General features: G+C 67.3%; 24 protein-coding genes. 10 read left to right on the top strand and 14 right to left on the bottom strand.

Annotation, left to right across the window (positions count from 1 at the left end):
• Positions 1 to 40 precede the first annotated feature (40 nt).
• Together paaZ and GQE99_RS07160 are read left to right on the top strand one after the other, a co-directional pair.
• The gene (gene paaZ / locus GQE99_RS07165) at positions 41 to 2,071 is read left to right on the top strand and encodes a phenylacetic acid degradation bifunctional protein PaaZ (RefSeq protein WP_161350922.1); all 2,031 of its coding nucleotides are present in this window, start codon (positions 41 to 43) and stop codon (positions 2,069 to 2,071) included.
• Positions 2,072 to 2,102: 31 nt separating this feature from the next.
• The gene (locus tag GQE99_RS07160; protein WP_161350921.1) at positions 2,103 to 2,891 is read left to right on the top strand and encodes a PaaX family transcriptional regulator C-terminal domain-containing protein; all 789 of its coding nucleotides are present in this window, start codon (positions 2,103 to 2,105) and stop codon (positions 2,889 to 2,891) included.
• 6 nt (positions 2,892 to 2,897) lie between these two features.
• Here GQE99_RS07160 and maiA read toward each other — a convergent pair whose 3' ends face one another.
• The 7 genes from maiA to GQE99_RS07125 form a co-directional block, all read right to left on the bottom strand.
• Complete coding sequence (gene maiA / locus GQE99_RS07155) at positions 2,898 to 3,512, bottom strand: maleylacetoacetate isomerase (RefSeq protein WP_161350920.1); 615 nt, start codon at positions 3,510 to 3,512, stop codon at positions 2,898 to 2,900.
• Between the two features lie 133 nt (positions 3,513 to 3,645).
• Positions 3,646 to 4,665, bottom strand: coding sequence for a TRAP transporter substrate-binding protein (locus GQE99_RS07150; protein WP_161350919.1), 1,020 nt, complete (start codon positions 4,663 to 4,665; stop codon positions 3,646 to 3,648).
• 113 nt (positions 4,666 to 4,778) lie between these two features.
• The gene (locus GQE99_RS07145) at positions 4,779 to 5,015 is read right to left on the bottom strand and encodes an acyl carrier protein (protein ID WP_161350918.1); all 237 of its coding nucleotides are present in this window, start codon (positions 5,013 to 5,015) and stop codon (positions 4,779 to 4,781) included.
• Positions 5,008 to 6,411, bottom strand: a complete 1,404-nt coding sequence (locus tag GQE99_RS07140) for a class I adenylate-forming enzyme family protein (protein ID WP_161350917.1) — start codon at positions 6,409 to 6,411, stop codon at positions 5,008 to 5,010. Before GQE99_RS07140 ends, GQE99_RS07145 begins: the two co-directional genes overlap by 8 nt.
• Entirely contained in the window at positions 6,408 to 7,352 is a 945-nt protein-coding gene (locus GQE99_RS07135) for an aKG-HExxH-type peptide beta-hydroxylase (RefSeq protein WP_161350916.1), read from the bottom strand. Before GQE99_RS07135 ends, GQE99_RS07140 begins: the two co-directional genes overlap by 4 nt.
• A gap of 304 nt (positions 7,353 to 7,656) precedes the next feature.
• Positions 7,657 to 7,815 carry a hypothetical protein gene (locus GQE99_RS07130; RefSeq protein ID WP_161350915.1) on the bottom strand — a complete coding sequence of 53 codons (159 nt, stop codon included), beginning with the start codon at positions 7,813 to 7,815 and terminating at the stop codon, positions 7,657 to 7,659.
• 77 nt (positions 7,816 to 7,892) lie between these two features.
• Positions 7,893 to 8,894: an alpha/beta hydrolase family protein gene (locus GQE99_RS07125; RefSeq protein WP_161350914.1), complete on the bottom strand. Its 1,002-nt coding sequence runs from the start codon at positions 8,892 to 8,894 to the stop codon at positions 7,893 to 7,895.
• Between the two features lie 238 nt (positions 8,895 to 9,132).
• Between GQE99_RS07125 and GQE99_RS07120 the strand changes: the two genes are divergently transcribed.
• The gene (locus GQE99_RS07120) at positions 9,133 to 10,815 is read left to right on the top strand and encodes a family 43 glycosylhydrolase (protein WP_161350913.1); all 1,683 of its coding nucleotides are present in this window, start codon (positions 9,133 to 9,135) and stop codon (positions 10,813 to 10,815) included.
• An 8-nt stretch (positions 10,816 to 10,823) separates the two neighbouring features.
• Here GQE99_RS07120 and GQE99_RS07115 read toward each other — a convergent pair whose 3' ends face one another.
• The 7 genes from GQE99_RS07115 to GQE99_RS07085 all read right to left on the bottom strand — a co-directional run bounded on the left by GQE99_RS07115 (position 10,824) and on the right by GQE99_RS07085 (position 17,800).
• Complete coding sequence (locus tag GQE99_RS07115) at positions 10,824 to 11,531, bottom strand: ThuA domain-containing protein (protein ID WP_161350912.1); 708 nt, start codon at positions 11,529 to 11,531, stop codon at positions 10,824 to 10,826.
• Positions 11,528 to 12,397 (bottom strand): NAD(P)-dependent oxidoreductase, encoded by an 870-nt coding sequence (locus GQE99_RS07110; protein ID WP_161350911.1) that lies wholly within the window; start codon positions 12,395 to 12,397, stop codon positions 11,528 to 11,530. Before GQE99_RS07110 ends, GQE99_RS07115 begins: the two co-directional genes overlap by 4 nt.
• Position 12,398: 1 nt before the next feature.
• A complete protein-coding gene (locus GQE99_RS07105) occupies positions 12,399 to 13,910 on the bottom strand; it encodes a sugar ABC transporter ATP-binding protein (RefSeq protein ID WP_161350910.1) in 1,512 nt (503 codons plus the stop codon).
• Positions 13,907 to 14,908 (bottom strand): ABC transporter permease, encoded by a 1,002-nt coding sequence (locus tag GQE99_RS07100; protein WP_161350909.1) that lies wholly within the window; start codon positions 14,906 to 14,908, stop codon positions 13,907 to 13,909. Before GQE99_RS07100 ends, GQE99_RS07105 begins: the two co-directional genes overlap by 4 nt.
• 11 nt (positions 14,909 to 14,919) lie before the next feature.
• Positions 14,920 to 15,894, bottom strand: coding sequence for an ABC transporter permease (locus GQE99_RS07095; RefSeq protein WP_161350908.1), 975 nt, complete (start codon positions 15,892 to 15,894; stop codon positions 14,920 to 14,922).
• Between the two features lie 32 nt (positions 15,895 to 15,926).
• Positions 15,927 to 16,739 (bottom strand): SDR family oxidoreductase, encoded by an 813-nt coding sequence (locus tag GQE99_RS07090; RefSeq protein ID WP_161350907.1) that lies wholly within the window; start codon positions 16,737 to 16,739, stop codon positions 15,927 to 15,929.
• A 95-nt stretch (positions 16,740 to 16,834) separates the two neighbouring features.
• Positions 16,835 to 17,800 (bottom strand): sugar ABC transporter substrate-binding protein, encoded by a 966-nt coding sequence (locus GQE99_RS07085; protein WP_161350906.1) that lies wholly within the window; start codon positions 17,798 to 17,800, stop codon positions 16,835 to 16,837.
• Between the two features lie 360 nt (positions 17,801 to 18,160).
• Here GQE99_RS07085 and GQE99_RS07080 point away from each other — a divergent pair, with 360 nt between their 5' ends.
• The 7 genes from GQE99_RS07080 (at position 18,161) to GQE99_RS07050 (ending at position 26,838) form a co-directional block, all read left to right on the top strand.
• Positions 18,161 to 19,840, top strand: a complete 1,680-nt coding sequence (locus GQE99_RS07080; RefSeq protein ID WP_407943786.1) for an ABC transporter substrate-binding protein — start codon at positions 18,161 to 18,163, stop codon at positions 19,838 to 19,840.
• Positions 19,841 to 19,854: 14 nt separating this feature from the next.
• A complete protein-coding gene (locus tag GQE99_RS07075) occupies positions 19,855 to 20,664 on the top strand; it encodes an SDR family NAD(P)-dependent oxidoreductase (RefSeq protein WP_161350904.1) in 810 nt (269 codons plus the stop codon).
• 63 nt (positions 20,665 to 20,727) lie between these two features.
• Positions 20,728 to 22,026 (top strand): M24 family metallopeptidase, encoded by a 1,299-nt coding sequence (locus tag GQE99_RS07070; protein ID WP_161350903.1) that lies wholly within the window; start codon positions 20,728 to 20,730, stop codon positions 22,024 to 22,026.
• A gap of 63 nt (positions 22,027 to 22,089) precedes the next feature.
• Positions 22,090 to 23,079: a thiamine pyrophosphate-dependent dehydrogenase E1 component subunit alpha gene (locus GQE99_RS07065; protein ID WP_161350902.1), complete on the top strand. Its 990-nt coding sequence runs from the start codon at positions 22,090 to 22,092 to the stop codon at positions 23,077 to 23,079.
• An 11-nt stretch (positions 23,080 to 23,090) separates the two neighbouring features.
• Positions 23,091 to 24,086, top strand: coding sequence for an alpha-ketoacid dehydrogenase subunit beta (locus tag GQE99_RS07060; protein WP_161350901.1), 996 nt, complete (start codon positions 23,091 to 23,093; stop codon positions 24,084 to 24,086).
• On the top strand, positions 24,076 to 25,398 hold the full coding sequence (locus GQE99_RS07055) for a biotin/lipoyl-containing protein (protein WP_161350900.1): 1,323 nt from the start codon (positions 24,076 to 24,078) through the stop codon (positions 25,396 to 25,398). Before GQE99_RS07060 ends, GQE99_RS07055 begins: the two co-directional genes overlap by 11 nt.
• Before the next feature lie 15 nt (positions 25,399 to 25,413).
• Positions 25,414 to 26,838 carry an NAD-dependent succinate-semialdehyde dehydrogenase gene (locus GQE99_RS07050; RefSeq protein ID WP_161350899.1) on the top strand — a complete coding sequence of 475 codons (1,425 nt, stop codon included), beginning with the start codon at positions 25,414 to 25,416 and terminating at the stop codon, positions 26,836 to 26,838.
• The last annotated feature ends 9 nt before the right edge of the window (positions 26,839 to 26,847 follow it).

The raw sequence follows: 26,847 nt of genomic DNA, 5'->3' as shown, positions 1-26,847 counted from the left end.
ACCGCGACTCGTGCGGAAACGCGAAAAAGGGAGGATGACCATGAGCCTCATGGACGTGTCCAGCTATGCCGCTGGCGAATGGGTGAAGCCGGGCGCAGGTGCGCGCAACATCGCGAGCGCCGTGACCGGCGAAGTGATCGCCAGCGCGGGCAACGACGCGCTCGACGTGCAGGCGATGCTCGACCACGCGCGCAACATCGGCGGCCCCGCCCTGCGCAAGATGACCTTCCACGAACGCGCCAAGATGCTCAAGGCGCTCGGACAGTACCTGACCGAGCACAAGCAGAAGCTCTACGACATCTCCTTCTCGACCGGCGCCACGCAGGGCGACCACGGGTTCGACATCGACGGCGGCATCGGCACGCTCTTCGTCTTCGCCTCCAAGGGGCGGCGCGAGATGCCGGACGGGCATGTCTACCTCGACGGCGACGTGGAGCAGTTCTCGCGCCACGGCACCTTCAAGGGGCAGCACATCTGCACGCCGATGCAGGGCGTCGCGCTCCACATCAACGCCTACAACTTCCCGGTCTGGGGGATGCTCGAAAAGCTCGCGCCCACCCTGCTGGCCGGCATGCCCGCGATCGTGAAACCGGCGACCGCCACGTCCTATGTCACCGAGCTCTGCGTGCGCCTGATGCTGGAAAGCGGGCTTCTGCCCGAGGGCGCGCTGCAATTCGTGGCGGGCGGCACCGGCGACATGCTCGACCGGCTGACCTGCCAGGACGTGGTGAGCTTCACGGGCTCGGCCGACACCGCGCTCAAGCTGCGCTCGACCCCCGCCATCCTCGAGAACGCCGTGCGCTTCACGGCGGAGGCCGACAGCCTCAACAGCTCGATCCTGGGGCCCGATGCCGAACCCGGCACGCCGGAATTCGACCTCTTCGTGAAGGAAGTGCAGCGCGAGATGACGGTGAAGGCGGGGCAGAAATGCACCGCGATCCGCCGCATCATCGCCCCCGAAGCCCAGGTCGAGGCCGTGATCGACGCCCTGCGCGAACGGCTCGCGAAGAACGTGATCGGTGATCCGGCGGCCGAGGGCACGCGCATGGGCGCGCTCGTCTCCACCGGCCAGCGGGCCGACGTGCTCGAGAAGATCGCGATCCTCGAGACCGAGGCCGAGCGCGTCATCGGCGACCCCGACAATTTCGAGGTGGTGGGCGCCGACCGCGAGAAAGGCGCTTTCCTGCCGCCGATGCTCTTCCGTTGCGCCGACCCGGACAAGGCCACCAAGGTCCACGAGACAGAAGCCTTCGGCCCGGTCTCGACCATCATGGGCTACCGTGACCTCGACCACGCCGTCGAACTGGCCAATCGCGGCCAGGGCTCGCTCGTCGTGTCGCTCATCACCAATGACGGTGAAGTGGCGCGCGACGTGGCGATGGGCGTGGGCGCCTATCATGGTCGTATCTACATCAACAACCGCACCTCGATGAAGGAAAGCACGGGCCACGGCGCGCCCCTGCCCCACATGGTCCACGGCGGCCCCGGCCGCGCCGGCGGCGGCGAAGAGATGGGCGGCATCCGGGGCGTCATGCACTTCATGCAGCGCACCGCCGTCCAGGGCTCGCCCGACATGCTGCAGGCCATCGGCCAGCAGTTCGTGCCGGGGGCCGAGGAGAAGCCCGCGCCCGCGCATCCCTTCACCCGCACCTTCACCGAGCTCCAGATCGGCGAGACGATCGTCACCGACCCGCGCGAAGTGACCCTCGACGACATCGAGCACTTCGCCGAGTTCACCGGCGACACGTTCTATGCCCACATGGACGACGAAGCCGCCAAGCGGAACCCGTTCTTCCCGGGCCGCGTGGCTCACGGCTACCTGCTTCTGAGCTTCGCCGCGGGGCTCTTCGTGGAGCCGAACGAGGGGCCGGTTCTGGCCAACACCGGGCTCGACAACCTGCGCTTCATGCAGCCGGTTCCGGCAGGCGACAGCATTCACGTCAAGCTCACCGTGAAGAAGAAGACCCGCCGCACCGACGAGTATGGCGAGGTGCGCTGGCACGTGACGATCCTGAACCAGGACGACGCGCTTGTGGCGGAATACGAACTTCTGACGATGAACGCCTATTGAGCACCGGACGGGGCGGGGCTACCCTCGCCCCATGTCCGCCAACGCCCCCATCGACCGCCTGATCGCGCTCGGACCGCTCAAGGTGTGGTCCATCGTGGTCACGATCATGGGTGACCTGTGCCGCAGCCCCGGCGACCGGATCGGGGGGCCGCTGCTCACGCGCCTCGTCGCGCCGATGGGGATCACGAACCAGGCGTTGCGCGTGGCGCTGCACCGGCTCAAGCGCGACGGCTGGATCGAGGCGGAGCGCGACGGGCGCGTGTCGTCCTACGCGCTGACCCCGGAGGGGCGGCTGAGGACCGAAGCCGTGCGCCCGGTCGTCTACCCCTCGATGCCGCCGGAGCCGGGCCCGGTCTACGTCGCCCTGCCCGCCCCGGGTCTCTCGACACAGGATTTCGGCGACATGCTGCCCGAAGAGGCCGCCTTCGCCCACACCCGCGCCGCCATCGTGGCGGGGCCGCTCGAAGAGCTTTCCCGCGAGCTTCTGGTGGCCGAGGTCGACCGTGACCGCGTCCCGGACTGGATCTGCGACGTGATCGTCGCGCCCGAGGCGCTGGCCGATTACACGGCTTTGGCCGAAACGGTGGAGACGCTGGGCACCCCGCCCGACGACCTGCTCGAGGCCACCGTGCGCCGGCTCCTGGCCTTCCACCACTGGCGCCGGCTCAGGCTGCGCCACGGGGTGCTGCCCGACCGGCTCCTGGGCCCCGACTGGCCCGGCGCGCGCGCCCGCGCCGCGACCACGGCATTCCTCGAGCGTCACCCGCGCCCTTCCATCGACGACCTCATGGCCGCGATCGAGGCGCAGGCGACGTCCTGAGCCAGATCAGCGCGGGCTGCGGTCCGGATGGGCCGCCGCGAAGGCGGGGATTTCGGACAGGTTCTCCGCGATCCGGCGGATCTTCGGCATGGGGGTCAGGTCGACCTCCCAGCGGTCGGCGTTGTAGATCTGCGGCATCAGGCAGATGTCGGCCATCGTCACCACGTCGCCGTAACAGAAATCACCGCCGTCCAGCATCTCTTCGACCGCCGCGAGCCCCGGCGCGATGAAGTGCTGCATCCAGCCCTGCATGGTGATCGCCCCGTCCGAGGCCTGGACGGCGTGGCGGGCGACGCGCAGGTTGCACACCGGGTGAATCTCCATCGCCACGGCGTAGGACAACGCCCGCACCCGGTGGCGTCCCAGCGCGTCCTTGGGCAGGAAGCCCAGTTCGCGCGTCTCGTCGAGGTATTCGAGGATGGCGAGCGACTGGGTCAGCATCTGCCCGTCGATCTCCAGCGCCGGGACCAGGCCCTGCGGATTGACCGCCAGGTGCTCCGGCGTGGTCTGTGCCCCGGTGGTCAGGTCCACCAGCACCGACTCCCATTCCAGTTCGGCCAGCCCGAGCGCGATGCGCAGCCGGTAGCTCGCCGAGGATCGCCAGTAATCGTAGAGTTTCACCTGTGCCGCTCCCTCGTTGTTTTCACGTGCAGGGCGGTCATAGCGCAGCCGCGCGGCGAATACACCCGGGGCTTTGGCCGGGGGCCGCCCGGCAGCGGAATGGGCAGGGCGCCGCGCGCCCTGCCACGTTGCCTCAGTAGTCGGCGTCGTACTTCGCGAGCGCTTCCTTGTAGGCCGCGAGGATCGCGTCCGCGTCGTGGCCCTTGGCCGACACGGCTTCCTTCCACTCCTCGGTCAGAGGCGCGGCGGCGTCGATCCAGGCCTGGACCTCTTCCTCGGTCGGCGTGTTGAAGGTCTGGCTGTCGTCCGCCATCAGCTTCTCTTTCGCCGCCATGTCGTCGTCGTACCAGCCCTGTGCCACGCGGCCGGACCATTCGGGCGTGCAGTGATCGTCGATCACGGCCTTGTTCTCGTCCGAAAGGCTCTCGTAGCTCGACTCGTTCATCACGAGCACCTGTGCCGAAAGGTAGAACGGCATGTCGAGGTGGACCGGCACTTCATCGGTCAGGTTGAAGTCGTACATCGACCCCCACGGGAAGGTCACGGCTTCGGCGGTGCCCTTCGAGAGCGCTTCACGCACTTCCGGCGCGGGCACCTGGACGGGGCCGCCGCCGAGAAGCGACACGAAGCGGGCCATCGTGGCGTGCGCCGGGCGCACGTTCATGCCCTTCACGTCATCGGGGCTCGTCACGTCGACCTGGCTGTGGAACGCACCCGGCGCGTGCGGGTGAACGAAGCACACCTTCACGTCGCCCATTTCCTGCTCGGCGCCGTATTCCGCGTACCACTCGTGGATCGCCTGCGCGCCGCCCACGCTGTCGTCGGCCATGAACGGCACTTCGGTCAGCGCGTAGATCGGGAACCGGCCGGCGGTGTAGCCCGGGTTCACGTAGGACAGGTCGACGATCCCGTCGCGGGCCATGTCGTAGTGGTCCGGCGCGCGGCCAAGCTGCTGGGCCGGGTAGATATCGATCTGGATCCGGCCGTCGGACGCCTCCATCACCGATTCCGCCCAGGGCTGGATGCCCTTGGTGGCCGGCGAGATGGTGGGCGGCACCCAGTGCGACAGGCGGAGCGTCACCTCCTGCGCGGTCAGGGCCGCGGGGGCGAGAGCTGCAAGCAATGCGCCAAGCGCAACATGTGTCTTCTTCATATTTTCCTCCCTAGGAGCCCGGTCACGTCCGGGTCTCTGTACCAATCGGTATCAAACCCCCGGAGAAAATCAATTTTTGCTTTCCCCGGGAGCAGGAATTTCGCGCAGAAAGTTCAGATCCGCGCCTCACCGCTCCGAAGCGCGGCGGCAAGCCCGCGCACCGTCGGATGGTCCAGCAGCACCCAGCCGGGAAGCTCCGTCGACAGCTGCGCCGAAAGCGTCAGGAGCACGTTTTCGGCTGCCAGCGAGTCACCGCCTGCGTCGAAGAAATCCTCGTCATCGCCGGGGACGGTGCCCAGCGCCTCGGCAAAGGCCGCGCGCACGCGCTCTTCGAAGGTGGGATCAGGCACGTGCGACCTCTTTTTCCGGTTCCGTCAGTTCGGCCAGCAATGCGCCCAGGTCCACTTTCCCGGACACGTTGCAGGGCAGCGCGGGGCGCAGGTGGACGTGGTCGGGTTGCTCGGCGGCGGGCAAGGCCGTGCGCAGATGGCGCAGCAGAGCATCCCGCTCCAGCCCGCGCGCCTGCACGAAGAGGTGGACCTCGTCCCCCGCATCCTGGCCCGGCACAGCGACGACCGCCGCTTCCTCGACCTCCGGCAGGCGCAGTGCGGCGTCGGACACCCGCTGGGCGGCGAAGTTCACGCCATTGCGCGTCAGGAAGCCCTGGACCCGGCCGACGATGTAGAGGTAGCCGTCCGGCGCGAGATAGCCGACATCGCCCGTGGGCGCCTCCTCCCGCTCCGGGAGGGTCACGCAGATTTCGCCGATCTCGCCCGGCCCGACTTCACGGCCGTTGTCACGAATGGTGACCTGCACGCCTTCTTCCGGTTTCCCGCAGCTTTCCGGGCGCTCCAGGATCTCGGGGCCCGTGATCATGCTGATCGTGCCAAGGCCCGCCGCGCTGTAGACCATCCTGTAGTTCATGGTCAGCCGCCGGACCGCTGCGACCTTGTCCTCGGCAAGCGCGGGACCGCCCACGGCGCCCAGGCGTTCGAGTTCCGGGTAGCGCGGCGTCGGCCCGGGCAGCGCGGCCAGGCGGCGGATGGTCGAGGGCGGCAGGCTGCACTCGGCCACTTCCGGGCGCTTCAACGCCGCGTCGAGTTCGTCGAGCCGGTGGACGATGTCGAGCGCGATGATCTTGCGCCCCATCGCGAGGAAGCGAAGCCACATGAACCCACTGGCCGAATACCCGACCGAGGTCGGGCTGAGCACGGCGCGCCCGGCGGGAATATTGTACTTCTCTTCCATGGCCTCGATGATTTCATGAAGCCGCACCTGCGTGCGCGGGGCGATTTTCGGAAGGCCCGTGGTGCCGGAGGTCGAGAACCAGACGGCGTTGTGCATCGGGTCCGGATCGCACGGCACCGGGCCGGGTTCCGGGACCGGGTGCATCGGCTGGACCCGCATCTCCACACCCGCCAGCGCCCGCGTCCCGACGATGGCGCGGGCGGAAAGCCGCGTGGCCCATTCGTTCACCCGCGCGGCGGGCGTGCGGAAATCGACGAAGAACCCCGAGGCCCCGTGCGTCCATGCCGCAAGGAGGATTTCGAACGCCGTGAGGTTCTCGGAGGCGATGATGATGATCGTGTCGCCCGGTCCCACCCCGGTCTCGGCCAGAACGCGTGCCCGCGCCTTGATCCGCCCCAGGAGCTCGGGCCCGGAATAACCGTGGCCCCGGTACTCTACCACGGTGTCGCGGTTGTCCCGGAGGTTGCGGAAGATCCGCGAAGCGGCTGTTTCGGTCATGCCTGTTGCTCCAAGCCGGCCTTGCAGGCGGCGACGGCCGCGGCGGCCTCGTCGATGATCTCCTGCCCTTTCGGGGTGAGCCGGGCATGTGCGGCGATTTCACCCTGCCCGCCTTCGAAGGCGGCGATCGAACTGCGAAGGTGTCGGTCGATCTCGTCCTCGACCCCGGGACCGAAAGCGGCGTGCGCATCGGGCGACCGGGACAGGTCGTGCAGGAACTGCACCATCCGGGCGAGCACGAAGGTCGCGTGGTAGATCCCGTCCATCGGGCGGGCATCGCGCCGAAGCGGGCTCGAGAAACGCTCCTCGGGGTCGTTCAGGACGACCTCGTCGTCGAGATGCGCATAGAACAGCTTCTGGTGCGAACATTCATGCACGAGCGCGAGCGCCAGGGGCAGCGGCTCGGCCTGCCCCTCGGGATTGATCAACACGGCGCCCCAGGCAGCGAAGGCGGTCGCGCCCCCGAACCGGGCGGAGTCGGTCCCCGAACTGGCGAGGATGATGGTGGACACGAGCGCCTCGATCTCTCCCCACCACGCCGGCAGTTGGGTGGCGAGCGCGGGACGGATCCGGCCGAAGGCGGCGCGCAGGCGGGCTTGCGTGTCGGGGTCCGGCGCGGCCAGCGCCCCGGTCAGGCCGATGTCGTCCCGGAAGGCCGATTGCAGCAGGTACGCCTCGGAGGCGTCGAAGGTGCCGTCGCCCCAGGTGACGAGCGCGCAACGTTCGGACGGCGCCGGACGGGCAAGCACCCGGCCATGTTCGGCATGAAGCGCGCGGATCGCGTCGATGTCGTTTTCGACCGCCGCCTCGCGCATAAGCGCCTGTAGCGCATGGGCCGCGGGCGCGGTCGACAGGGTGCGGGTTTCCTCGGGGTGTCCGAGCACGTCGGACACGAGATAGGAGAGCGCGGCCACAAGCCTGGCATCGACGTCATCGACCATCGATGCCGCTTGCCGCGGATCGGGCATCAACATGTCTTAATTCCGAATTCTCGTTTAAGCGCCGATCGGTTCGACGCTGACCTTGGCGGCCCCGGATGCCGGTGTCTTGAGGCTCAGAAGCCTGGAAAGATCGATCTGCATTCGTTTGTCCCGTTCAGTGTTTTGTATTCTTGTTCAGACGGTCCACCCGGGCCAAACGCGGGCCCGGGCGTCTTGTTGTCGATCCGGGAAATGATTGGCGCGGGTGTCGCGAATGAATACCGCCACGCAATCCGACACCGAAGCCCCCCAGCTCGTCAGTCGGTTACTTGCCGTCGGCCGGCTCTCCGACCTTGGGCATGCCGACAGGCTCGCCGTTGATGTTGGTCGGCTCACCGTTGATGGTCGGTGGTTCATTGCCGACTTTCGGGGCACCCGCGCTGGCGACTTTCAGAGCCAGAAGCTTGGTCGTATCGATCTTCATGAAAATTTTCCCTCATTGGTTTCGGTATGGAAAAACATACCTATGAACAGGACGCTAGCAGCGATTAACCACTTCGGTCAATCGACTTCGAACCCCGGTATCTCGGCCACCGGCCACTGGACCGGGCCCTCTCCCGCGCGGCACAGGACCGGGTGCAATGTCCACGGCCCGGGCCTGTCCGGCCGTGTGACACGGCAGGTCCAGGCGCCGGTCTGGGGCGCGATGCGAAGCCAGCCGTCATCGTTCACACGCGCAAGGCGGCCGTCGGAGGTGCGCCAGACCGGCAACATGGCCAGCCCCGTCCGGTCGGCGGGGCCATAGGCATCAAGGATGACGTGATCGGGCCGGATGACGGTCATGCTCCAGCGCAGGTCGAGGGGCGCCGACGGCTTCGGCGTGGAGAGCGCCGCTGACCCCGGTTCGACCGGGCGCAGGATCGCTTCGGCCAGCGCGGGGGCATTCTCCGGCCTGCTGAATTCGCCGTGCTCGCCCTCGATCTCGATCCAGTCGACGCTGCCGTAGGCATGGGACCAGCGGGCGAGGATATTTTCGAGCGCGCCCCCGTCCGCCCATTCGAACGGATTGTAGTTCTCGCCCCCGATTCCGTAGATGTGGCGCACGTGGCCGGGAAACGGAAACCTGTATTCCGCCTCCAACGCCACGAGCCGTTCGACCGGGACGCCCAGCTCCACCAGTTTCGCCGCCACCCGGTAGGCAAGCCCGCTCGCCGCGCAATTGCCGCCGACGATGCAGGGGCGATCGCCGAAGGCCCGATGGAGGTGACGCGCGTAGTGGTCGGCCATGAATTCCGCCACGGGGCCGTTGATCTCGGAGTCGGGCAGAATCCACCGCAGCGACCGCATGCCGACAAGGTCGCAGCGCCCGCCCAGCGCCTCGATCAGCCCGTTGAAGATCGGCTCTCCGACCGAACAGAAATAGATCGGCAGCGCCTCCGGGTCGCCTTTCACGAAGCGCAGGCAGCCCTCGGGATCGAGTGCCTCCCCGGACCACCGGCGCGTGAGACGCCCGACGCGGGCGAGGTTGGCCGAGAGGTCGACGACGGGCTGCGGGGCGTTCATGGGCGGGCGGTCTTTCTTTCGGCATCGGATCTGTTGCGACAGCAACGGTTGAAGGCGGTCACGCGAAAGTCAAGCGCCTTGGGCACTCAACAGGCTGGTCGCGGGGCCTGTCCGGGTCCTAAAGATGGAGGTGAGGAGATGCAGGCAAGAGGAGAGGCCCGAAATGATCGGTCAGGCCCGCGGTGCAGGTTCTGCATCCATCGGCAGTCGGGCCCGCCGCGCGGCGGCTAGGCTTGGCATGACCCTTTGCCTGGCGCTCGCAATGCCGGGAGGCGTGCGGGCGGAGCCGGATCCGGGCCGCACGCTCATCATGCCCGGGCTCGGCGACCCGGACGTGCTGTCGGACGGGTCGCGGGTGCTTCTGACCGGCACGCTCGACCGTGCCGGGGCGCGGCGGCTGAAGTTCTGGGAAAGCCGCGACCTCACTCAGTTCACGCCGGCCGGCATCTATGACCCGTCCGCCGTCGACCCGCGGCATGATTACTGCCGGATCTGGGCGCCGGACCTGTCGCTGGACGGCGGGCGTTACGTGCTGGCCTTCTCGGCCCTACGCCACGCGCCCGGCACCGATTGCCCCAAGCTCGGCGGCCTCTTCGCCACCGCGCAGGTCACGACCTTCATCGCGACATCGCCGGTGGGCGAGATCGCCTTCGGCCCGCCCGTCCCGATCAATCCCGGCACCGGCCTGCCGCGCAGCGACGTGACGCGCGGCTGCCCGGCCGAGGGATGCAACCACGCGATCCGCATCGACGCGGACCTGTCGCGCGCGACCGATCCCGGGTGGTTCTTCTACACCTGGTTCGACCGCGGCAACAACGTCAGCGCCTTCCGCCTCGACGCACCGGACCGGGTGCGCGACATCCTGCGGCCCTACCCCAACTACGCCAACCCGCGCCGCGATGTCGCCTACGAGGAGCGCATCACCGAAGCGCCCGACCATTTCACGCGGAACGGCATCCACTACCTCGTCTACAGCCGGGGGCACGTGCATCGCTCCTATGGCCTGAGTTACCTGATGGCCGACAGCGCCGCGCGGTTCGACAAGGCGCGCGGGGCGCACAGCCTGTCGACCCCGGCCTTCACCGAAACGGGGCCCGGCTGCGTGGGCAGCGGTCTTGGCCGCAATTACCGCAACCTCCCGCTGGTCGAGAACATGGGCCACGGGTCGGTGATCGAGCACCGGGGCCGCCACTACATCTTCTACCATGTCGGGCAATGGCGCGGGGCGGGCTGCGACGGCTACCGGCGCAAGGTCTACCGGCAGGCGCTGCGCTTCCGCGACGATGGCACGATCGAGAGCCTGACCGATCTCTACCTCGTCTGGTCACGCGCGCCGGGGCGGAGCTACGCGCTCGATGTACAGCTCGGGGACGGCACGTGGATCGCGCCCTGCGTGGGGGCGGACATCCTCGGGCGCACACCCTCCTACCGTTTCACCGGTGTCTGCCCCTCGGCCCCCGCCCCGCGCGCCGTCCACAAGTCCGAGATCGCGCAAGTGCGGCTTGTTCAGTCGCGCGACGGGACATGGGGGGATGGTGCCGGGGAACGCCAGCAAACGGTCGCCTACGACGGCGGCGAGGTGCTGCGCCTGGATCCACCCGGCCGGCCACCGGCCTTGGCCGTCACCTGGACCGGCACCGGGCGGCGGGGCGAAGCGTTCTCGCTCGACGTGGTGCTGAAGGACGGGCGCGTGATCGGGCCCTGCGTGGATGCCGGGCTGTTGGACAGGCGCCACGCCCACGCTTTCGACGGAACCTGCCCCGCGGCGCCGGGGGCCGGCGTGACGCCCGACCGGGTGGCCGCGTTCAGGGTCTGCTCGGCCACGGGGCGGGCCTTCAAGGACTGGAGCCGCGCACTGTGTGAAACGCGGGCCCGCCCGCCGGGGGCCGACCGCGTGCATATCGACATGGGGGGCGGCTGAGCGCCCGGTCAGAGCGCGCCGCGTGCCGCCCAGATCGCGCCGCGCCGGATCATCTCGGTCACCTGCGGGACCTTCAGGTCGTCCAGCTCGTGCCCGATGGAGCAATAGAACACGCGGCCCTTGTCCCAGCGGCGCGTCCACGTGACCGGGATCACCGTGCCCTCGATCCACCACAGGTGGTCGCCCGAGAAGGTCGTCGTGGCCAGCACGTTGTTCGACGGATCGGTGAGCATGTAATACTGCTCGGAGCGGATGCGGAAGCTGCGGATGCCTTCGACCAGCGGGTGGTCCGGCTGGGAGATGGTCACGTCGTAATCGATGTAGTCCTCCCGCGGCTGGAGGTTGTCAGGCCAGCCCGGGGGGTGGGCCACGAACTGCCCGCCGATGAGGAAGTGATAGGTCGGGCGGTCGCGGAAGGCGTCCCCCATGTGACCGTGCCAGCCCGCGATCCCGCAGCCGTCCCCGATCAGCTTGAGAAGCCCGTCTTCCTGCGGCTTGGTCATGTTGCCGAATTCTTCCTGGTGGCCCGAGCGGGCCGAGGACCAGATCGGCGTGATCAGGTCGAGATCGGCCAGTGACGCGGGATCCTCGAGCGGGGCCAGCGTGTCGTAGACGTCGACCTCGAACCCGTTGTCGCGCAGGAGCGCCTCGTACCAGTCCGAGAAATGCGTGGGCGTGTGGCCTTCCCAGCCTCCGACGAAGAGCGCGGCCTTCATGGGCGTTCCTTTCGCATGTAATTCAGGATCGAGGCCATGTCGCGCGCGCCGTAGCCGCGTGCCTCGGCGTCGATCAGGGTGTCGAGCGTCACCTGCCCCTGCGGCATGAGGGTGCCCAGCGACCGGGCCAGCTCGGCGGTCACCGCCATGTCCTTGCGCGCGAGCGAGACCGTGAAGGTCACGTCATGCGCATCCTCGTCGAGGTAGAGCGGGCGGCGGTATTTCAGCATCGGGGCGGCAGCCGCGCTGTTCTCGATCACGTCGAAGGCGGCCTCGGGGGCGATCCCGGCGGCCTCGGCCAGCGTCATCGCCTCGGCGAGCGTCTGGTTCAGCCCGTGGATGAGCGAATTCACGGCAAGCTTCATCACCGCCCCCGCCCCGGTGGTGCCAAGGCAGATCGTGGCACGCCCCATCGCGTCCAGAACCGGCCGGATGGGCGCGAGCGCCTCTTCGGTGCAACCGGCCATGATCAGAAGCTGCGCGTCGGCTGCGGCCTGCGTGGCCCCGGAGACCGGGGCGTCGATCACCGTGCACCCCGTCGGCGCGCGGCGGGCGAGCGCGGCGATGTGGTCGGGCGACATCGTGCCCATCTCCACGAAGGTCTGCGCGCCCCGCCCCGCGAAAAGCCCGTCGGGGTCGAAATGCACGATCTCCGAGGACGGGTCGTCGGCCAACATCGTGACCACGACTTCGCAAGCCTCGGCAAGCTCCAGCGGTGTCGCCACGACCGCGCAGCCGGTGCGCCCGGCGAGGTCCGCCGCCTTGTCGGGCGAGCGGTTCCACACCGTGACGTCATGCCCTGCCGCCACGAGGTTGCCGGCCATATGGGCGCCCATGCGGCCAAGTCCGGCGAACCCCACGCGCATGCTATGCGACCTTGTCGGTCTCGAGCCCGGAGATCGCCTGGATCAGGCTGTCCTCCGTCACCTCCTCCGCGGTGAATTCGCGCATCACTCGGCCGTTGAACATCGCCACGATCCGGTCGGAGACGTGCAGCACCTCGGGCATTTCCGAGCTGATGACGATCACCGCGTAGCCCTGCGCGGCCAGTTCACGGATCAGGTTGTGGATCTCGGATTTCGAACCCACGTCGATGCCGCGGGTGGGTTCGTCCACGATCAGCACTTCGGGGTGCATCGAGAGCCACTTGCCGATCACGATCTTCTGCTGGTTGCCGCCCGACAGGTTGCCCACCAGCTGCCGCCAGCCCGGGGTGCGGATGTCGAGCTTGTCGCGGTACTGGTCGAAGATCGCAACCTCGGCCCCGTCGCTGACGAAGGGGCCGGCGGTCATGTCGTCGACCTGCGGCAACGTCATGTTGTCCCGGCAGTTCATGCCCAGGATGAGCCCCTGCGCCTTGCGGTCCTCGGGGACGAGCGAGATGCCCCGCTTGATCGCGTCGGCGGGCGAATTGATGCGCACCTCTTCCCCGTCGAGCATGATCGTCCCCGACGACGGGTCGCGCAGGCCGAAGAGCGTCTCGGCGATCTCGGTGCGCCCGGCGCCCACGAGCCCGTAGAAGCCCACGACCTCGCCCTTGCGCACGGTGAAACTCACGTCCTCGAACAGGTCGCCGCAGCTGAGGTTGCGCACCTCGAGGGCGACGTCGCCCATCTGGTGGGTGCTCTCGCTCCGGCTGAGGTCGAGCGTGCGCCCGATCATCAGCTGGGTGACCTCTTCCTCGTTCGTTTCGGCCGTGTTGAGCGTGCCGCGATACTGCCCGTCGCGCAGGACGCTGATCCGGTCGGTGATCTTGAAGATCTCCTCCATGCGGTGGGAGATGTAGATCACGCCCACGCCGCGCGACTGGAGGTCGGCGATCACCTCGAACAGCACCACCTTCTCCGCATCGGTGAGCGAGGCGGTCGGCTCGTCGAAGATAACCGCGCGCGGGTCGACGGTGAGCGCGCGGGCGATCTCGACCATCTGCTGGTTGGCGATCGACAGGTCGCCTACCCGGGTGCGCGCGTCGAAGCCCACATTGAGCGTCTTCAGGATCGCGTTGGTCTGGTCGTAGAGGGTCTTCCAGTCGACCCGGCCGAAGCTCTTCCTGGGCAGTTCGCCCAGGAAGATGTTCTCGGCCACGGTCAGCTCGTCGGCCAGGCTCAGCTCCTGGTGGATGAACACCACGCCCTTGGACTTCGCCTCGATCGGCGAGGTCATGACGGTGGGCTCCTCGGCGATGAAGATCTGGCCTTCGTTCGGCTGGTGGATGCCACCCAACACCTTCATCAGAGTGGACTTCCCGGCGCCGTTCTCGCCCATCAGGGCGTGGACTTCGCCCGGCATGACCGCGAAGGACACGCCATCGAGGGCACGCACGCCGGGGAAGGTCTTGACGATCCCCTCGAGCCGCAGTGCGGGGGTTTGGTCGGTCATGTCTTCAACTCCTCTCTGCCCTTGCGGTTCAGCTGCCGGTCGAGGAACAGCACCGCGATCAGGATCAGCCCGATGACGAGGTTCACGGTTTCGGTGTCGGCCCCGATATGGCCCAGCCCCTTGCGCAGAAGCTGGATGGCGATCACGCCGCCGAGCGTCGAGATGATCGACCCGTAGCCGCCCGACAGCTTGGTGCCGCCCAGGACCACCGCGGTGATCGCCCAGAGCTCGTAGAGCATGCCGTCATTGGGGTTCACCGAACCCGATTCCGAGTAGAACACCACCGCCGACAGCGCCGCGAGGAAGCCGATCAGCATGAAGTTCCACAGAAAGTGCGGCCCCACGCGGATACCGGCGTTCACCGCCGCTTCCCGGTTGTTGCCGATGGCATAGGCGTTGCGGCCGTGCACGGTCTTGGTCATCAGGAGCCACAGCAGAAGCGCCGCGCCCAGGAGGAACCAGGTGGCGGTGTGCAGGCCCAGGAACTGCGCCTCGGCGAAGTCCACCAGCGTCCAGTTGAGGTGGCTGGTGGGCTGCTCGCCATTGTACATGAACACCAGCCCCCGGTAGCCCAGCATCGAGCCCAGCGTCACGATGAAGGCGTCGACGCCGGTCTTCCACACGATGAGCCCGTTGATCGCGCCAAGCACGACACCCGTCAGGAGCGCGAAGCCCCAGGCCAGCGGGATCGCCCAGTCGCCGATCGCCGCCATGAAGGGCCAGGTCATGCTGTCGAGCAGTACGATCGCGGCCAGCGCGAAGGTCGCCCCCACCGACAGGTCGATGTTGCCGTTGATCATGATGATCGTCATGCCGAGCGCGATGATGCCGATGGGCGCCGACTGCTTCAGGAGAAGAAGCATGTTGTCGAAGTCCATGAAGGCCGTTTCGGTGACCGACAGGAACTCGCCGGCGATGGAGAAGAACGCAAGCTCCACCACGATGAAGGCCCAGATCGCGCCCTGCTTGATGAGATTTGCCCGTGTTTCTTTTTTCATGGTCTCTCTCCTCAGGCGATCGGCGACCAGAGGCGGCCACGCTTCGCAGCGATGTCCAGCCAGACGGCGAGGATGATGATGATCCAGGTCACGACGTATTGCGCGTAGAACGCGAGCCCCATGAGCAGGAGGCCGTTCTGGATGAAGCCAAGGATGAGCACGCCGATCACGGTCTTGAAGATCGTGCCGGCACCGCCCAGGAGCGAGGCGCCGCCGAGGATGACCGCGGCCAGCACCTCGAGCTCCATGCCCTGTCCCACGGTGTTCTGGCTGCCCAGGCTCCGGCTGGCCTGGATCAGGCCCGCGGTCGCCACGCAGAAGGACGACATGAGGTAGGTCATGAAGACGATGCGCGCGCGCGGAATGCCCGAGAAGGTCGCGGCGATCCCGTTGCCGCCCACCGCGTAGACCTTTCGTCCGAACGGGGTGCGCGACAGGATGATGCTGAGCACGATGGCCAGCAATGCGAACATGATGATCGGCACCGGCACCCCGGCGATCGAACCCTGCCCGAAGATGCCGAACCAGGTGCCTTCCTTGTCCGCGATGTCCATGTTCTTGCCGCCCGAATAGGTCAGCGTCAGGCCGTGGATGGCCGACAGCATGCCCAGCGTGACGATCAGGGAGTTGAGCTTGAGATAGCCCACGAGGAAGCCGATGAAGGCCCCGAGCGCCATGGTCATGGCGAACATGACGGGAATGCCCAGCGTCGGCCCGATCTTGTCATGCAGGTCGAGCACCACGATGGTCGAGAAGGACATCATCGACCCGACCGACAGGTCGAGATTGCCCCCGATCACCACGAAGGTGACCCCCAGGGCCATCACGCCCAGGATCGCGGAGGACCGGATCACCCCGAAGATGTTGTCGATGTCGATGAATCTCGGGTTCGCGATCGCGAACACGATCATGAAGACCACAAAGGCGACGAGGATACCCTGTCGCGCAAGGAAGCCCGCGACTCCCTTCTTCGTCAATTCCGCCATGTTCTCCTCCCTATGGCTGGCATGAGCCGGTGTCAGACGAGCGTCATGCCTCCATCGATCATAACGATCTGTCCCGTCATGTAGTCACTTTCGCGTCCCGCGAGGAACGATGTCGTGCCCGTGATATCCTCCGGCGTCGCCACGCGGCCCTTCAGGATCTCGGACGAGAATTCGGCCATCGCCTGCCCGGGCCGCTCGGCGGCGCCGATTTCCATCAGGTCGCGGTCGACCTGTTCCCACATTTCGGTCGCGACCACGCCGGGCGCGAAGCCCGTGACGGTGATCGCGTGCTTGGCCAGGTCGCGCGCGCCCGACTGGGTGAGCGACACGACCGCCGATTTGCTCGCGCAGTAGGGCGCGACGTTGTCGAAGCCCTGGCGGCTGGCGATCGAGGCGGTGTTCACGATCTTGCCGGCCACACCGTCCGCATCGACCCCCTGGGCGATCATCTGCCGGGCGGCTTCCTGCATGCCGATGAGGCAGCCCAGCCCGTTGATCCCCATGATGAAATTCCAGTTGTCCTCGGTCACGTCGAGGAAATTCATGGGCCGGTTCACCCCGGCGTTGTTGAATTTCACGTCAAGGCGCCCGAACCGCTCCACCACGTGGGCGATCATGGCGCGGACCTCTTCGCGGTCGGTCACGTTGACCGCGGCGTGGGTCACCTGGCCCCCGGCACGCGCGGCGCGCTCGGCATTGGCCTCGGCCACCTGGGCCACCTTCTCCGCGTTGATGTCCGCGAAGCAGACGTTGGCACCTTCGTCCAGCAGCGCTTCGCCGATGGCACGACCGATGCCTTGCGCGGCACCGGTCACGATGCAGGATCGTCCCGAAACACGAGCCATGTCCCGCCCCTTTCGTGAGAGAAATCGAAAAAAAAGAAAGGGAATGCGCGAGACGGGCCAACGTGGCGTTCGCCCCGCGCATTCAGGGAGGAAGATCAGAAGACGGGCTTCTCGAACTCGTCCATGTTGTCCTGGGTGATCTTCGGCGTGTCGAAGTAGTTCAGGAACGGAACGTCCTCGCCGTTGAGGATGTCGATCGCGGTCTGAAGCGCGGCTTCGGCATCGTCGACCGGCGACTGGTAGATCGAACCCCAGTATTCACCGGCGGCCATCGCCTCGTAGCCCACCGCGAAGTTGGTGGCGCCCACGAAGGTGATTCCTTCGGCACGGTCGGCGGCCTTGGCGGCGTTCAGCGCGCCCACGCCCATGTTGTCGTCACCGGCATAGACGCCGTCGATGTCGTCATACTTGACGAGGAAGGCTTCCATGACCTGCTGCGACTTCTCGCGGTTCCAGTCGCCCGGCTGGGTCTCCATCAGCGTGACGTTCGGGCAGACTTCCGGCAGGCGGTCCTCGAAGCCCTTGGCGCGCTCGATGGCGGTGGTGTAGCCCGGCTGACCCGAGATCTGGACGATCTGGGCTTCATCCTCGATGCCCAGCTCCTTGAAACGGTCGCACATGATCTCGGCGGACCGGGAGCCCTGCGTGATGTTGTCCGGGCCGGAGAAGGAGGCGACGAAGTCGAAGCCCTGCTCGGCGATGTTGGAGTTGGTGACGATCACCGGGATGTCGGCCTGCGATGCCTTGCGCACGGCCGGGATCACCGCTTCGCCGTTGGTCGGCCAGATGATGATCGCGTCGACTTCCTGCTGGATCAGGTCTTCCATCTGCGCGATCTGGCGGGCGACGTCGCCGCCGGCGTCCAGGACGACGACTTCCACGTTGTCGTTCGCCTCGGCGGCCGCGATGAAGGCCTGCTCGTAGGTGGTCTGGTAGCTGTCGACGCCCACGTTGTTCTGCGTGATGCCGATCGTGTAGGTGTCCATGTGCGCTTCGCCGAATGCGGCGGTGCCGATCATCGCGGTCGAGCAGACGAGCGCAAACTTGGTCGAAATCTTCATGTAATGGGTCCTCCCGGTTTCATGTTTCATGATTGCGACTGTCCTCTCCAGTCCGGAGCGCATACGCCCCGGTGCAATCTGCGGACCATCCAGCGTCATTTTTCGCTAACTTAGACCTCCCCTTTTTATCCATTTTGAATAATCTGACATCCAATCTGGACATCATGACGATTCCGGACGCCTCTCAAACTGAACATTTTGAACAGGACCGTGATGACCGACTCGCCACGCACACCCCGAACAACACGAGCTGCCGACCGCATGAACCTGCAATCCGCGAAAAATATCCGTTCCGGACAATCCGGAGGCGCCCTTCCGGCGTCCGGCGCCTCCGCGCCCAGCGGGCCGGAAGTGCAGCGCGTGGTTCATTTCCTGCAGGAAATCTTTTCGGAGGTCGAAAACGGGATCGAACCCAGCACGACGAACCCGCACCTCAACATGCTGCTGCACCTGCTGCACTGCCATTTCGAGGGCCGCGTGGTGTCGCCCTCGGCCATCGTGGCGGCCTCCGGCGTGCCCTACGCCACGGGCACCCGCAAGCTGGCCGACATCGTGGACGCGGGCTTCATCGAGCAGCGGCCGCGCACCAAGTCGGGCAAGAGCGTCTCGCTCCACCCCTCGGAAAACCTGCTCCAGGTGTTCCACCGGGTGGCCGACCGGATCGACCGGATCGCGATGGCGGCCTACGGCGGCGAACGACCCACGCCGGAAGCGCGCGACTACTACTTCGGCGGGTCCTACCAGTCCGGGCAAAGCATGATCCCGCCGCCGCGCGCCCTGCCCCAGTCGCTCAAGCTGGCCGGTGGCCTGCGCATCCTGGTGCACGGCGATCCGACCTTCATGGTCATGGAGAACCTCAAGCGCCAGTTCGAACAGATCGTCGGCACCGACATCAACCAGCGCGCCTTCTCGATCGACCGGCTGCGTGAAGAGGCGCTGCGCAACGCCACCCGCGCCAACAGCCGCTACGACCTGATCGCGGTCGACCTGCCCTGGCTCGGCGAGTTCGTGAAGAAGGGCGTGATCCGCCCGCTGCCTGACGTGATGGACGTGGACCGGCTGGAGCCCAGCGACTTCCACACCGCGGGCTGGCGCGCGACGCATTGGAACGGCGTGCCCTACGGCGTGCCCAGCCAGACGACGCCTGAGCTCATGTTCTACCGCAAGGACTGGTTCGCCGAAGCCGGGCTCGAGCCGCCGCAGACCACCGACGCGGTGATCGAGGCCGCCCGACAGTTCCACGACCCGCGCCGCGGACGCTACGGGGTCGCATGGAACGCCGCGCGCGGGACCGCGCTGGGACACACCTTCATGATGACCTGCGCCGATTTCGGCCAGCCGATCATCGACCTGCCCGAGATCGCCGGAGGCTTCGACGCCGACCATCTCGAGCGCGACGATTTCCGGCCCATGCTGGACAGCGAACGCGCCCAGGCCGCGGCCGAGTACCTCATGCAGCTGATGGAGTATTCGCCGCCCGACATCCTGTCGATGTCCTGGTACGAACGTGTGCGCCCCTTCGCCAACGGCAGCGTCGCGATGGCCTATGGCTACACGCTGCTGGCCCCGTATTTCGAGCGCGACGAAACCTGCGCGGCGCATGGCAACGCGGGCTACCTGCCCCACCCGCACGGTCCCGGCGGCATGCCGATCGCGCCGGTCGGGGGCTACGCGCTCTGCGTGCCGGCGAACCTTGCCGAAGAGCGGATTCCGGACGCGGTCGAGGCGTTGATCGCCTTCACCTCGCCCGCCGCCCAGAAGCTCTATGCCCAGGAAGGCAGCCGCACGGCCCCGCGCTACTCGGTCGGGGCCGATCCGGAAGTCCGCCGCCTGTCGCCGATCTTCGAGCTCGTCGACCAGATGTCCTGGCGCGACGAGCTGCAATTCTGGCCGCGCCCGCCGGTGCCGCAGATCTCGGACATCATCACCGTCTGCGGCCACGAATTGCACGACATGCTGCGCGGTCTCGTCAGCCCGGCCGAAGCCTTGGCCCGGGTTCAGGCGCAGGCCGAACAGATAATGAGAACACCGGTCACCTAGTTAGGGAGGAAACCATGGACCCCAATCGCCTCAAGGGCAAAAACATCCTGATCACCGGCGCGGCCCGCGGCATGGGCGCGGCCAACGCCGAAGCCTTCGCCGCGCAGGGCGCCAACGTCTGCATCGGCGATCTCGATCTGGACGAAGCCCAGTCCGTCGCCAAGCGCATCAACGACGCGGGAAACGGCAAGGCGATCGCGGTCAAGATGGACGTGACCAAGCGGGAGGACAACGCCGCCGCCGTGGCCGCGGTGGTGGACGAATTCGGCTCGATCAACGTGGGCCTCTTCAACGCCGGCATGAACAAGCCCCGGTTCTTCATGGATATCGATGAGGACAACTGGGACATGATCATGAACGTCAACACCAAGGCGATGTGGCTGGGCATGCAGGAGACCGCCCGCCAGATGATCAAGCAGGGTCCGATGGAGGATCACCCCTACAAGATCATCAACGTCGGCTCGATCGCGAGCCGCAAGCCGCTGGTCGACGTGACCGTCTACTGCACCTCGAAATACGGCTGCCTCGCGCTCACCCATTGCGGCGCCATCGGGCTGTCCGAGCACAACATCACCGTCAACGGCTACGCGCCGGGCGTCGTCGTCACCCCGCTCTGGGAGCAGCTCGACAAGGACCTCGTCGACATCGGCTTCAAGGAGCGTGAAGGCCAGGCCTACGACGACATCGTGCGCGACGCGCTGCAGATCAAGCGCGTGTCCTACCCCGACGACATCACCGGCACGGCGTCTTTCCTGGCGAGCGACGACAGCGACTACATGACCGGCCAGATGATCCACATCGATGGCGGCTGGTGCATCCAGTAACCGACCGATTTCCGGAAACAACCCAACAACGAGGGCCGACAGACCGGCCCGGAGGAGACCCAAATGTCACGCGCCCTGCTGCCGAACCTCCTGACCCCTCAGGATCTTGAACCGAACTGGGAATGGCGTGAACGCCTGCCCGCGTCCGGCCACATGTCGGTCGATTTCGAACGCCGGATCGACCACGACCGCCTGCGCCGCTACCGGCTCGCCCGGACGCGCCAGGCGCTGCAGGCGTCGAACGCGGGCACGCTGCTGCTCTTCGACGTGAACAACATCCGCTACGTCTCGGCCACCAAGATCGGCGAGTGGGAGCGCGACAAGATGTGCCGGTTCTGCCTGCTCACCGGCGACGACAGCCCCTACGTGTGGGACTTCGGCTCCGCCGCGATGCACCACAAGCGCTACTCCGACTGGCTGGAGCCCGACCACTGCCTGGCCGGCGTCGTCGGCATGCGCGGCACCATCCCGCCCGAGTTCGGGCTGATGCAGAAGTACGCCAAGGAGATCGCCCGCCTGATCAAGGAAGCGGGCATGGCCGACATGCCGGTGGGCGTGGACTATGCCGAAACCGCGATGTTCCACGCGCTCAAGGAAGAGGGCCTCAACATCGTCGACGGCCAGCAGATCATGCTGGCGGCGCGCGAGATCAAGAACTGGGACGAGATCCAGCTGCTCACGCAGGCCGCGAGCATGGTCGATGGCGTCTACCACATGATCTACGAAGAGCTGAAGCCGGGCGTGCGCGAGAACGACATCGTCGCGCTGTCCAACAAGATGCTCTACGAGATGGGCTCGGACGACGTCGAGGCGATCAACGCGATCTCCGGCGAACGGTGCAACCCGCACCCGCACAACTTCACCGACCGTTACTTCCGCCCCGGCGACCAGGCGTTCTTCGACATCCTGCAAAGCTACCAGGGCTACCGCACCTGTTACTACCGGACGTTCAACATCGGACGCTCGACACCCGCGCAGGTGGACGCCTACGTGAAGGCGCGCGAATGGATCGACGCCTCGATCGAGGCGATCAAGCCGGGCGTCACCACCGACCAGGTGGCCAAGCTCTGGCCCAAGGCCGAGGAGTTCGGTTTCCCCAACGAAGACGCAGCCTTCGGCCTGCAGTTCGGTCACGGCCTGGGCCTCGCGCTTCACGAGCGCCCGATCATCAGCCGCGCCGTGTCGCTCGATCACCCGATGGAGATCCAGACCGGCATGGTCTTCGCGCTCGAGACCTACTGCCCGGCCGCCGACGGTTACTCCGCCGCGCGGATCGAGGAGGAGGTCGTGGTGACCGAGACCGGCGTCGAGGTGATCAGCCTCTTCCCGGCCGAAGAACTGCCCATCGCGAACCGTTACTGATCGTTGCGTATCACCCGCCCTGCCGGCGCAGGGCGGGTGCCACCCCGCCTCCGGGAGGACACAATGGCCAAGGCCAAAGCCAAGACGAAAACCAACACCGAAGACTACCTGCGCATGTACCGCCAGATGGTGCGCATCCGGACCTTCGAGGACAACGCGAACCAGCTTTACCTCTCGGCCAAGATGCCGGGGCTGACGCACATGTATTCCGGCGAGGAAGCCGTCGCCGTGGGCATCTGCGAGGCGCTCACGGACGACGACCGCATCACCTCGACCCACCGCGGCCACGGCCATTGCGTGGCCAAGGGCGCTGAGTTCAAGGAGATGTTCTGCGAGCTTCTGGGCAAGGAAGAGGGCTATTGCCGGGGCAAGGGCGGCTCGATGCACATCGCCGACCAGAGCCACGGCAACCTCGGCGCCAACGCCATCGTCGGCGGGTCGATGGGGATCGCCACCGGCTCGGCCCTGCGCGCCAAGCTCAACGGCGACGACGACGTGACCGTGTGCTTCTTCGGCGACGGCGCCACCGCGCAGGGCCTGCTCTACGAGGTCATGAACATGGCCGCGCTTTGGAACCTGCCGGTGATCTACGCCTGCGAGAACAACGGCTACTCGGAATACACCAAGACCGAGGAGATCGCGGCGGGATCGCTCACCGCGCGCGCCGAGGCATTCGGGATCGAGGCGTTCAAGGTCGACGGGCAGGACGTGCTCGCCGTCAACGACCTGACCCAGAAGCTGGTCGCGCGCTGCCGCAAGGGCGAGGGTCCGTTCTTCCTGGAACTCGAGACCTACCGCTACCACGGCCACCACGTGGGCGACATCAACCGCGAATACTACCGCTCGAAGGACGAAGAGAAGGACTGGAAGCAGAACCGCGACCCGATCGTGCGCTTCCGCGGCTACCTGGTCGAGCAGGGCATCGCCACCGAGGAGGAGATCGAGGCGATGAACGCCGAGATCGAGAAGGATGCGACCGATGCCGTCGCCTATGCCGAGGCCGCGCCCTACCCGGACGCGTCCGAGGTCGACATGCACGTCTACGCGGACTGAGGAGACACGAGATGCGAGAGATTACCCTGTCCCAGGCCGTGAACGAAGCACTGGCCGAGGAAATGCGCCGCGATCCCACCACCTTCATCATCGGCGAGGACGTGGCCGAGGCCGGTACGCCCTTCAAGGTGCTGTCGGGCCTCGTGGAGGAATTCGGAACCGAGCGCGTGATCGACACGCCGATCTCCGAGCCGGGCTTCATGGGCATGGCCGTGGGCGCGGCGATGACCGGATCGCGCCCGATCGTCGACCTGATGTTCGGCGACTTCATCTTCCTGATCATGGACCAGCTGTGCAACCAGGCGGCCAAGATCCACTACATGTCCGGCGGCAAGCTCAACGTGCCGCTGGTGCTGCGCACGAACCTGGGCGCGACGCGCCGCTCGGCCGCGCAGCACTCCCAGTCGCTCCAGGCGCTGGTGGCCCACATTCCGGGGCTGAAGGTGGCGATGCCTTCTTCGGCCTACGAGGCGAAGGGGCTGATGAAGACGGCGATCCGCGACAACAACCCGGTCGTCATCTTCGAAGACAAGCTGATGTACCAGGACAAGGCGCCGGTGCCGGAAGAGGAATACCTGATCCCCTTCGGCGAGGCGAACGTGAAGCGCGAGGGCTCCGACATCACGCTGATCGCCACCTCCTCGATGGTGCAGGTCGCCGAGAAGGCCGCCGAGATGCTCGCGGGCGAAGGCATCAGCGCCGAGGTGATCGACCCGCGCACCATCGTGCCGCTGGACGAGAAGACGCTGCTCGACAGCGTGAAGAAGACCAGCCGGGCGATCGTGATCGACGAGGGCCACCAGAGCTACGGGGTGACGGCCGAAATCGCCTCTCGCCTGAACGAGAAGGCCTTCTACCACCTTGACGCGCCGGTGCTGCGCATGGGCGCGATGGACGTGCCGGTGCCCTTCAGCCCCGCGCTCGAGGACATCACGGTGCCCACCCCCGAGGGCGTGGCCGACAACGCCCGCAAGCTCTGCGCCGGGGAGCTCATTCATGCCGCATGACGTGACGATGCCCCAACTCGGCATGGCACAGGACGCGGGCAAGATCGTGTCCTGGCTGAAAAGCCCGGGCGACGCGGTCGCCAAGGGCGATGCCCTGTTCGAGGTCGAGACCGACAAGGCCACGATGGAGGTCGAGGCGCAGGCCGACGGCTTCCTCACCGGCGTCGCGGCCCAGGAAGGCGAAGACGTGCCGGTGGGCGCGGTGATCGCCCGCATCTCGGACAGCGCCGACGACGAGGGCCCCGCCCCCGCGCCGGCCGCCGCCGAACCGGCCGGAGATGCGCCCGCCGACGACCTGCCGGAGGGCCATTCCGTGACCATGCCGCAGCTCGGCATGGCGCAGGATTCGGGCCTTCTCGTGAGCTGGCAGAAATCGCCCGGCGATGCCGTGGCCGCCGATGACGTGCTCTTCGAGGTGGAGACCGACAAGAGCACGATGGAGGTCGAGGCGGGGCGCGACGGCTTCCTCGCCGCGACGCTGGCCGAGGCCGGTGAAGAGGTGCCGGTCGGTGAAGCCGTGGCGATCATCAGCGCCGGGGCCCCGGCCGCGCCCGTCACCCGCGCGCGCGCCGAGGCTCCCGCGTCCGCCGCCCCCGCACCGGCCCCGGCCGAGCCGTCGGCCAAGGACGACGCGCCGAAGGCCGAGGCGAAGGCCCCGGCCAAACCGGCCGCCAAGGCGCCCGCCGCGGCGCCGGCGCGCGGCAGCGGCGAGCGCGTCCTGGCGTCGCCCAAGGCGCGCCGTCTCGCGCTCGAGCAGGGGCTCGACCTGTCGCGACTGGCCGATGCAGGCTACCCGCAGCCCTATCACGTCGCCGACCTCGACACGCTGCGCGCCCTGCCCGAGGCCGCACCGGCCGGCGAAGGCGTGGCAGCCAGCCGCAGGCTTGTCGCCGAGGCGGCCCAGGACGGGCTGCCGGACTTCACCGCCTGGGCGGCCGAGGTGCACGGGATGAAGGACGCCGACGCGATCCTCGCCGGGCTCGCCGCCGCCTCGCTCCCCGAGGCCGGGCCGGTCGCAGTGGAACGTCACGGGCAGTCGCGGACGTTCGCCCTGCCCGCCGGCCGCGCCCTGTCGCAGGTCGAAGAGACCGAGGACGCCCCGGCGCTCACCCTGCGCGATCTGCGTGGCTCGCCGCTGCGCAGCGTCGACATGGGCGGCGAGGCGACGCCGGTGGTGACCCTCACCACGAACGGCGCAGGCCTGACCATCACGCTGGAATGCAGCCCGTCCCAGATGGACGCGCAGGCGGCGATCCAGTTCATCACAGACTTCGCGGGCCGGGTGGAACAACCACTCCGCCACCTGCTCTGACCCTTCGGAGGCCACATGGACTACACCGATCTCTACATCAACGGCGAATGGCGCAAGACCGAGGACCGGTTCGACGTGATCAACCCGGCCACGGAAGAGGTGCTCGCCTCCGTCGCCTCTGCCGACATTCCCGATGCCGACGCGGCGCTCGACGCGGCCGAGGCCGCGATGGCCGACTGGGCCGCCCGCACGCCGCGCGAACGGTCCGAAGTGCTGCGCAAGGCATGGGAACTCATGACCGCGCGGCTCGACCATTTCGCCAACCTCATCACGCTGGAGAACGGCAAGGCGGGCGTCGACGCCAAGGGCGAAGCCACCTACGCGGCCGAGTTCTTCCGCTGGTTCGCCGAGGAGGCGGTGCGCGCCGACGGTCTGATCACCCACGCCCCCGCCTCGGGCGCGCGGATCGTGGTGCAGCACAAGCCCGCGGGTCTCGCCGTGCTGGTCACGCCGTGGAACTACCCGGCCGCGATGGGCACCCGCAAGATCGCCCCGGCGCTGGCCGCGGGCTGCGGCGTGATCATCAAGCCCGCCTCCGAGACCCCGCTGACCATGCTGGCGCTCATGCCGCTGCTGGAAGAGGCGGGCGTCCCCAAGGGGCTGGTGAACGTGCTCCCGTCGCGGCGCACCGGCGCGCTGGTCGATCACATCATGCACGACCCGCGCGTGCGGGTGGTGAGCTTCACGGGGTCCACCGGCGTCGGCCGCACGCTACTCAAAAGCGCGGCCGACCAGATCCTCAAGCCGGCGATGGAGCTGGGCGGCAACGCCCCCCTCCTCGTGTTCGAGGACGCCGACCTGGACACCGCCATCGAGGGCACCATGCTCGCCAAGATGCGCAACCTGGGCGAGGCCTGCACGGCCGCCAACCGCATCTACGTCCACGAGGACATCGCCGAGGAATTCACCCGCCGCCTGACCGAGCGCATGTCGGCGCTCAAGGTCGGCGACGGCACCGATCCCAGTGTCGACGTCGGCCCGCTCGTGAACGCGTCGACCCGCGACAAGGTGGCCGAGTTCGTCTCGGACGCCGTGGCCAAGGGCGCCAAGGTCGAATGCGGCGGAACCACGCCCAACGGCAAGGGGTTCTTCTACCCGCCCACGGTGCTCTCGAACGTGAGCCAGGACGCGGCCTGCGTCCATGACGAGATCTTCGGCCCCGTGGCCGCGATCCAGACGTTCTCCGACCAGGAGGACGCCATCAAGCGTGCCAACGACACCGAGTACGGGCTCGTGGCCTACGTCTTCTCGGAGGACTTCAAGCGCGCCATGCAGGTCTGCGAACGGCTCGACTACGGCATGGTGGGGCTGAACCGCGGGCTCGTGAGCGACCCGGCGGCCCCCTTCGGCGGCACCAAGCAATCCGGCCTCGGCCGCGAGGGTGGCCACGAGGGGATGCTGGAGTTCATGGAAACCCAATACATCTCGGCCAGCTGGTAAGGGGGCGTC

It is taken from the genome of Maritimibacter harenae (genome assembly GCF_009882975.1).
Classification (GTDB): domain Bacteria; phylum Pseudomonadota; class Alphaproteobacteria; order Rhodobacterales; family Rhodobacteraceae; genus Maritimibacter; species Maritimibacter harenae.
This window is presented reverse-complemented; position numbering and strand designations above follow the sequence as displayed.

What these genes read in the sequence shown, in the direction of transcription:
- GQE99_RS07150 (WP_161350919.1), bottom strand. Translation starts at nt 4,665, where the DNA reads ATGAAGAAGACACATGTTGCGCTTGGCGCATTGCTTGCAGCTCTCGCC.
- GQE99_RS07105 (WP_161350910.1), bottom strand. Translation starts at nt 13,910, where the DNA reads ATGACCGACCAAACCCCCGCACTGCGGCTCGAGGGGATCGTCAAGACC.
- GQE99_RS07070 (WP_161350903.1), top strand. Translation starts at nt 20,728, where the DNA reads ATGTCACGCGCCCTGCTGCCGAACCTCCTGACCCCTCAGGATCTTGAA.
- GQE99_RS07055 (WP_161350900.1), top strand. Translation starts at nt 24,076, where the DNA reads ATGCCGCATGACGTGACGATGCCCCAACTCGGCATGGCACAGGACGCG.
- GQE99_RS07130 (WP_161350915.1), bottom strand. Translation starts at nt 7,815, where the DNA reads ATGAAGATCGATACGACCAAGCTTCTGGCTCTGAAAGTCGCCAGCGCG.
- GQE99_RS07085 (WP_161350906.1), bottom strand. Translation starts at nt 17,800, where the DNA reads ATGAAGATTTCGACCAAGTTTGCGCTCGTCTGCTCGACCGCGATGATC.
- GQE99_RS07050 (WP_161350899.1), top strand. Translation starts at nt 25,414, where the DNA reads ATGGACTACACCGATCTCTACATCAACGGCGAATGGCGCAAGACCGAG.
- GQE99_RS07125 (WP_161350914.1), bottom strand. Translation starts at nt 8,894, where the DNA reads ATGAACGCCCCGCAGCCCGTCGTCGACCTCTCGGCCAACCTCGCCCGC.
- GQE99_RS07160 (WP_161350921.1), top strand. Translation starts at nt 2,103, where the DNA reads ATGTCCGCCAACGCCCCCATCGACCGCCTGATCGCGCTCGGACCGCTC.
- GQE99_RS07060 (WP_161350901.1), top strand. Translation starts at nt 23,091, where the DNA reads ATGCGAGAGATTACCCTGTCCCAGGCCGTGAACGAAGCACTGGCCGAG.
- GQE99_RS07135 (WP_161350916.1), bottom strand. Translation starts at nt 7,352, where the DNA reads ATGGTCGATGACGTCGATGCCAGGCTTGTGGCCGCGCTCTCCTATCTC.
- GQE99_RS07065 (WP_161350902.1), top strand. Translation starts at nt 22,090, where the DNA reads ATGGCCAAGGCCAAAGCCAAGACGAAAACCAACACCGAAGACTACCTG.
- GQE99_RS07120 (WP_161350913.1), top strand. Translation starts at nt 9,133, where the DNA reads ATGACCCTTTGCCTGGCGCTCGCAATGCCGGGAGGCGTGCGGGCGGAG.
- GQE99_RS07140 (WP_161350917.1), bottom strand. Translation starts at nt 6,411, where the DNA reads ATGACCGAAACAGCCGCTTCGCGGATCTTCCGCAACCTCCGGGACAAC.
- GQE99_RS07110 (WP_161350911.1), bottom strand. Translation starts at nt 12,397, where the DNA reads ATGCGCGTGGGGTTCGCCGGACTTGGCCGCATGGGCGCCCATATGGCC.
- GQE99_RS07115 (WP_161350912.1), bottom strand. Translation starts at nt 11,531, where the DNA reads ATGAAGGCCGCGCTCTTCGTCGGAGGCTGGGAAGGCCACACGCCCACG.
- paaZ (WP_161350922.1), top strand. Translation starts at nt 41, where the DNA reads ATGAGCCTCATGGACGTGTCCAGCTATGCCGCTGGCGAATGGGTGAAG.
- GQE99_RS07075 (WP_161350904.1), top strand. Translation starts at nt 19,855, where the DNA reads ATGGACCCCAATCGCCTCAAGGGCAAAAACATCCTGATCACCGGCGCG.
- GQE99_RS07095 (WP_161350908.1), bottom strand. Translation starts at nt 15,894, where the DNA reads ATGGCGGAATTGACGAAGAAGGGAGTCGCGGGCTTCCTTGCGCGACAG.
- GQE99_RS07090 (WP_161350907.1), bottom strand. Translation starts at nt 16,739, where the DNA reads ATGGCTCGTGTTTCGGGACGATCCTGCATCGTGACCGGTGCCGCGCAA.
- GQE99_RS07100 (WP_161350909.1), bottom strand. Translation starts at nt 14,908, where the DNA reads ATGAAAAAAGAAACACGGGCAAATCTCATCAAGCAGGGCGCGATCTGG.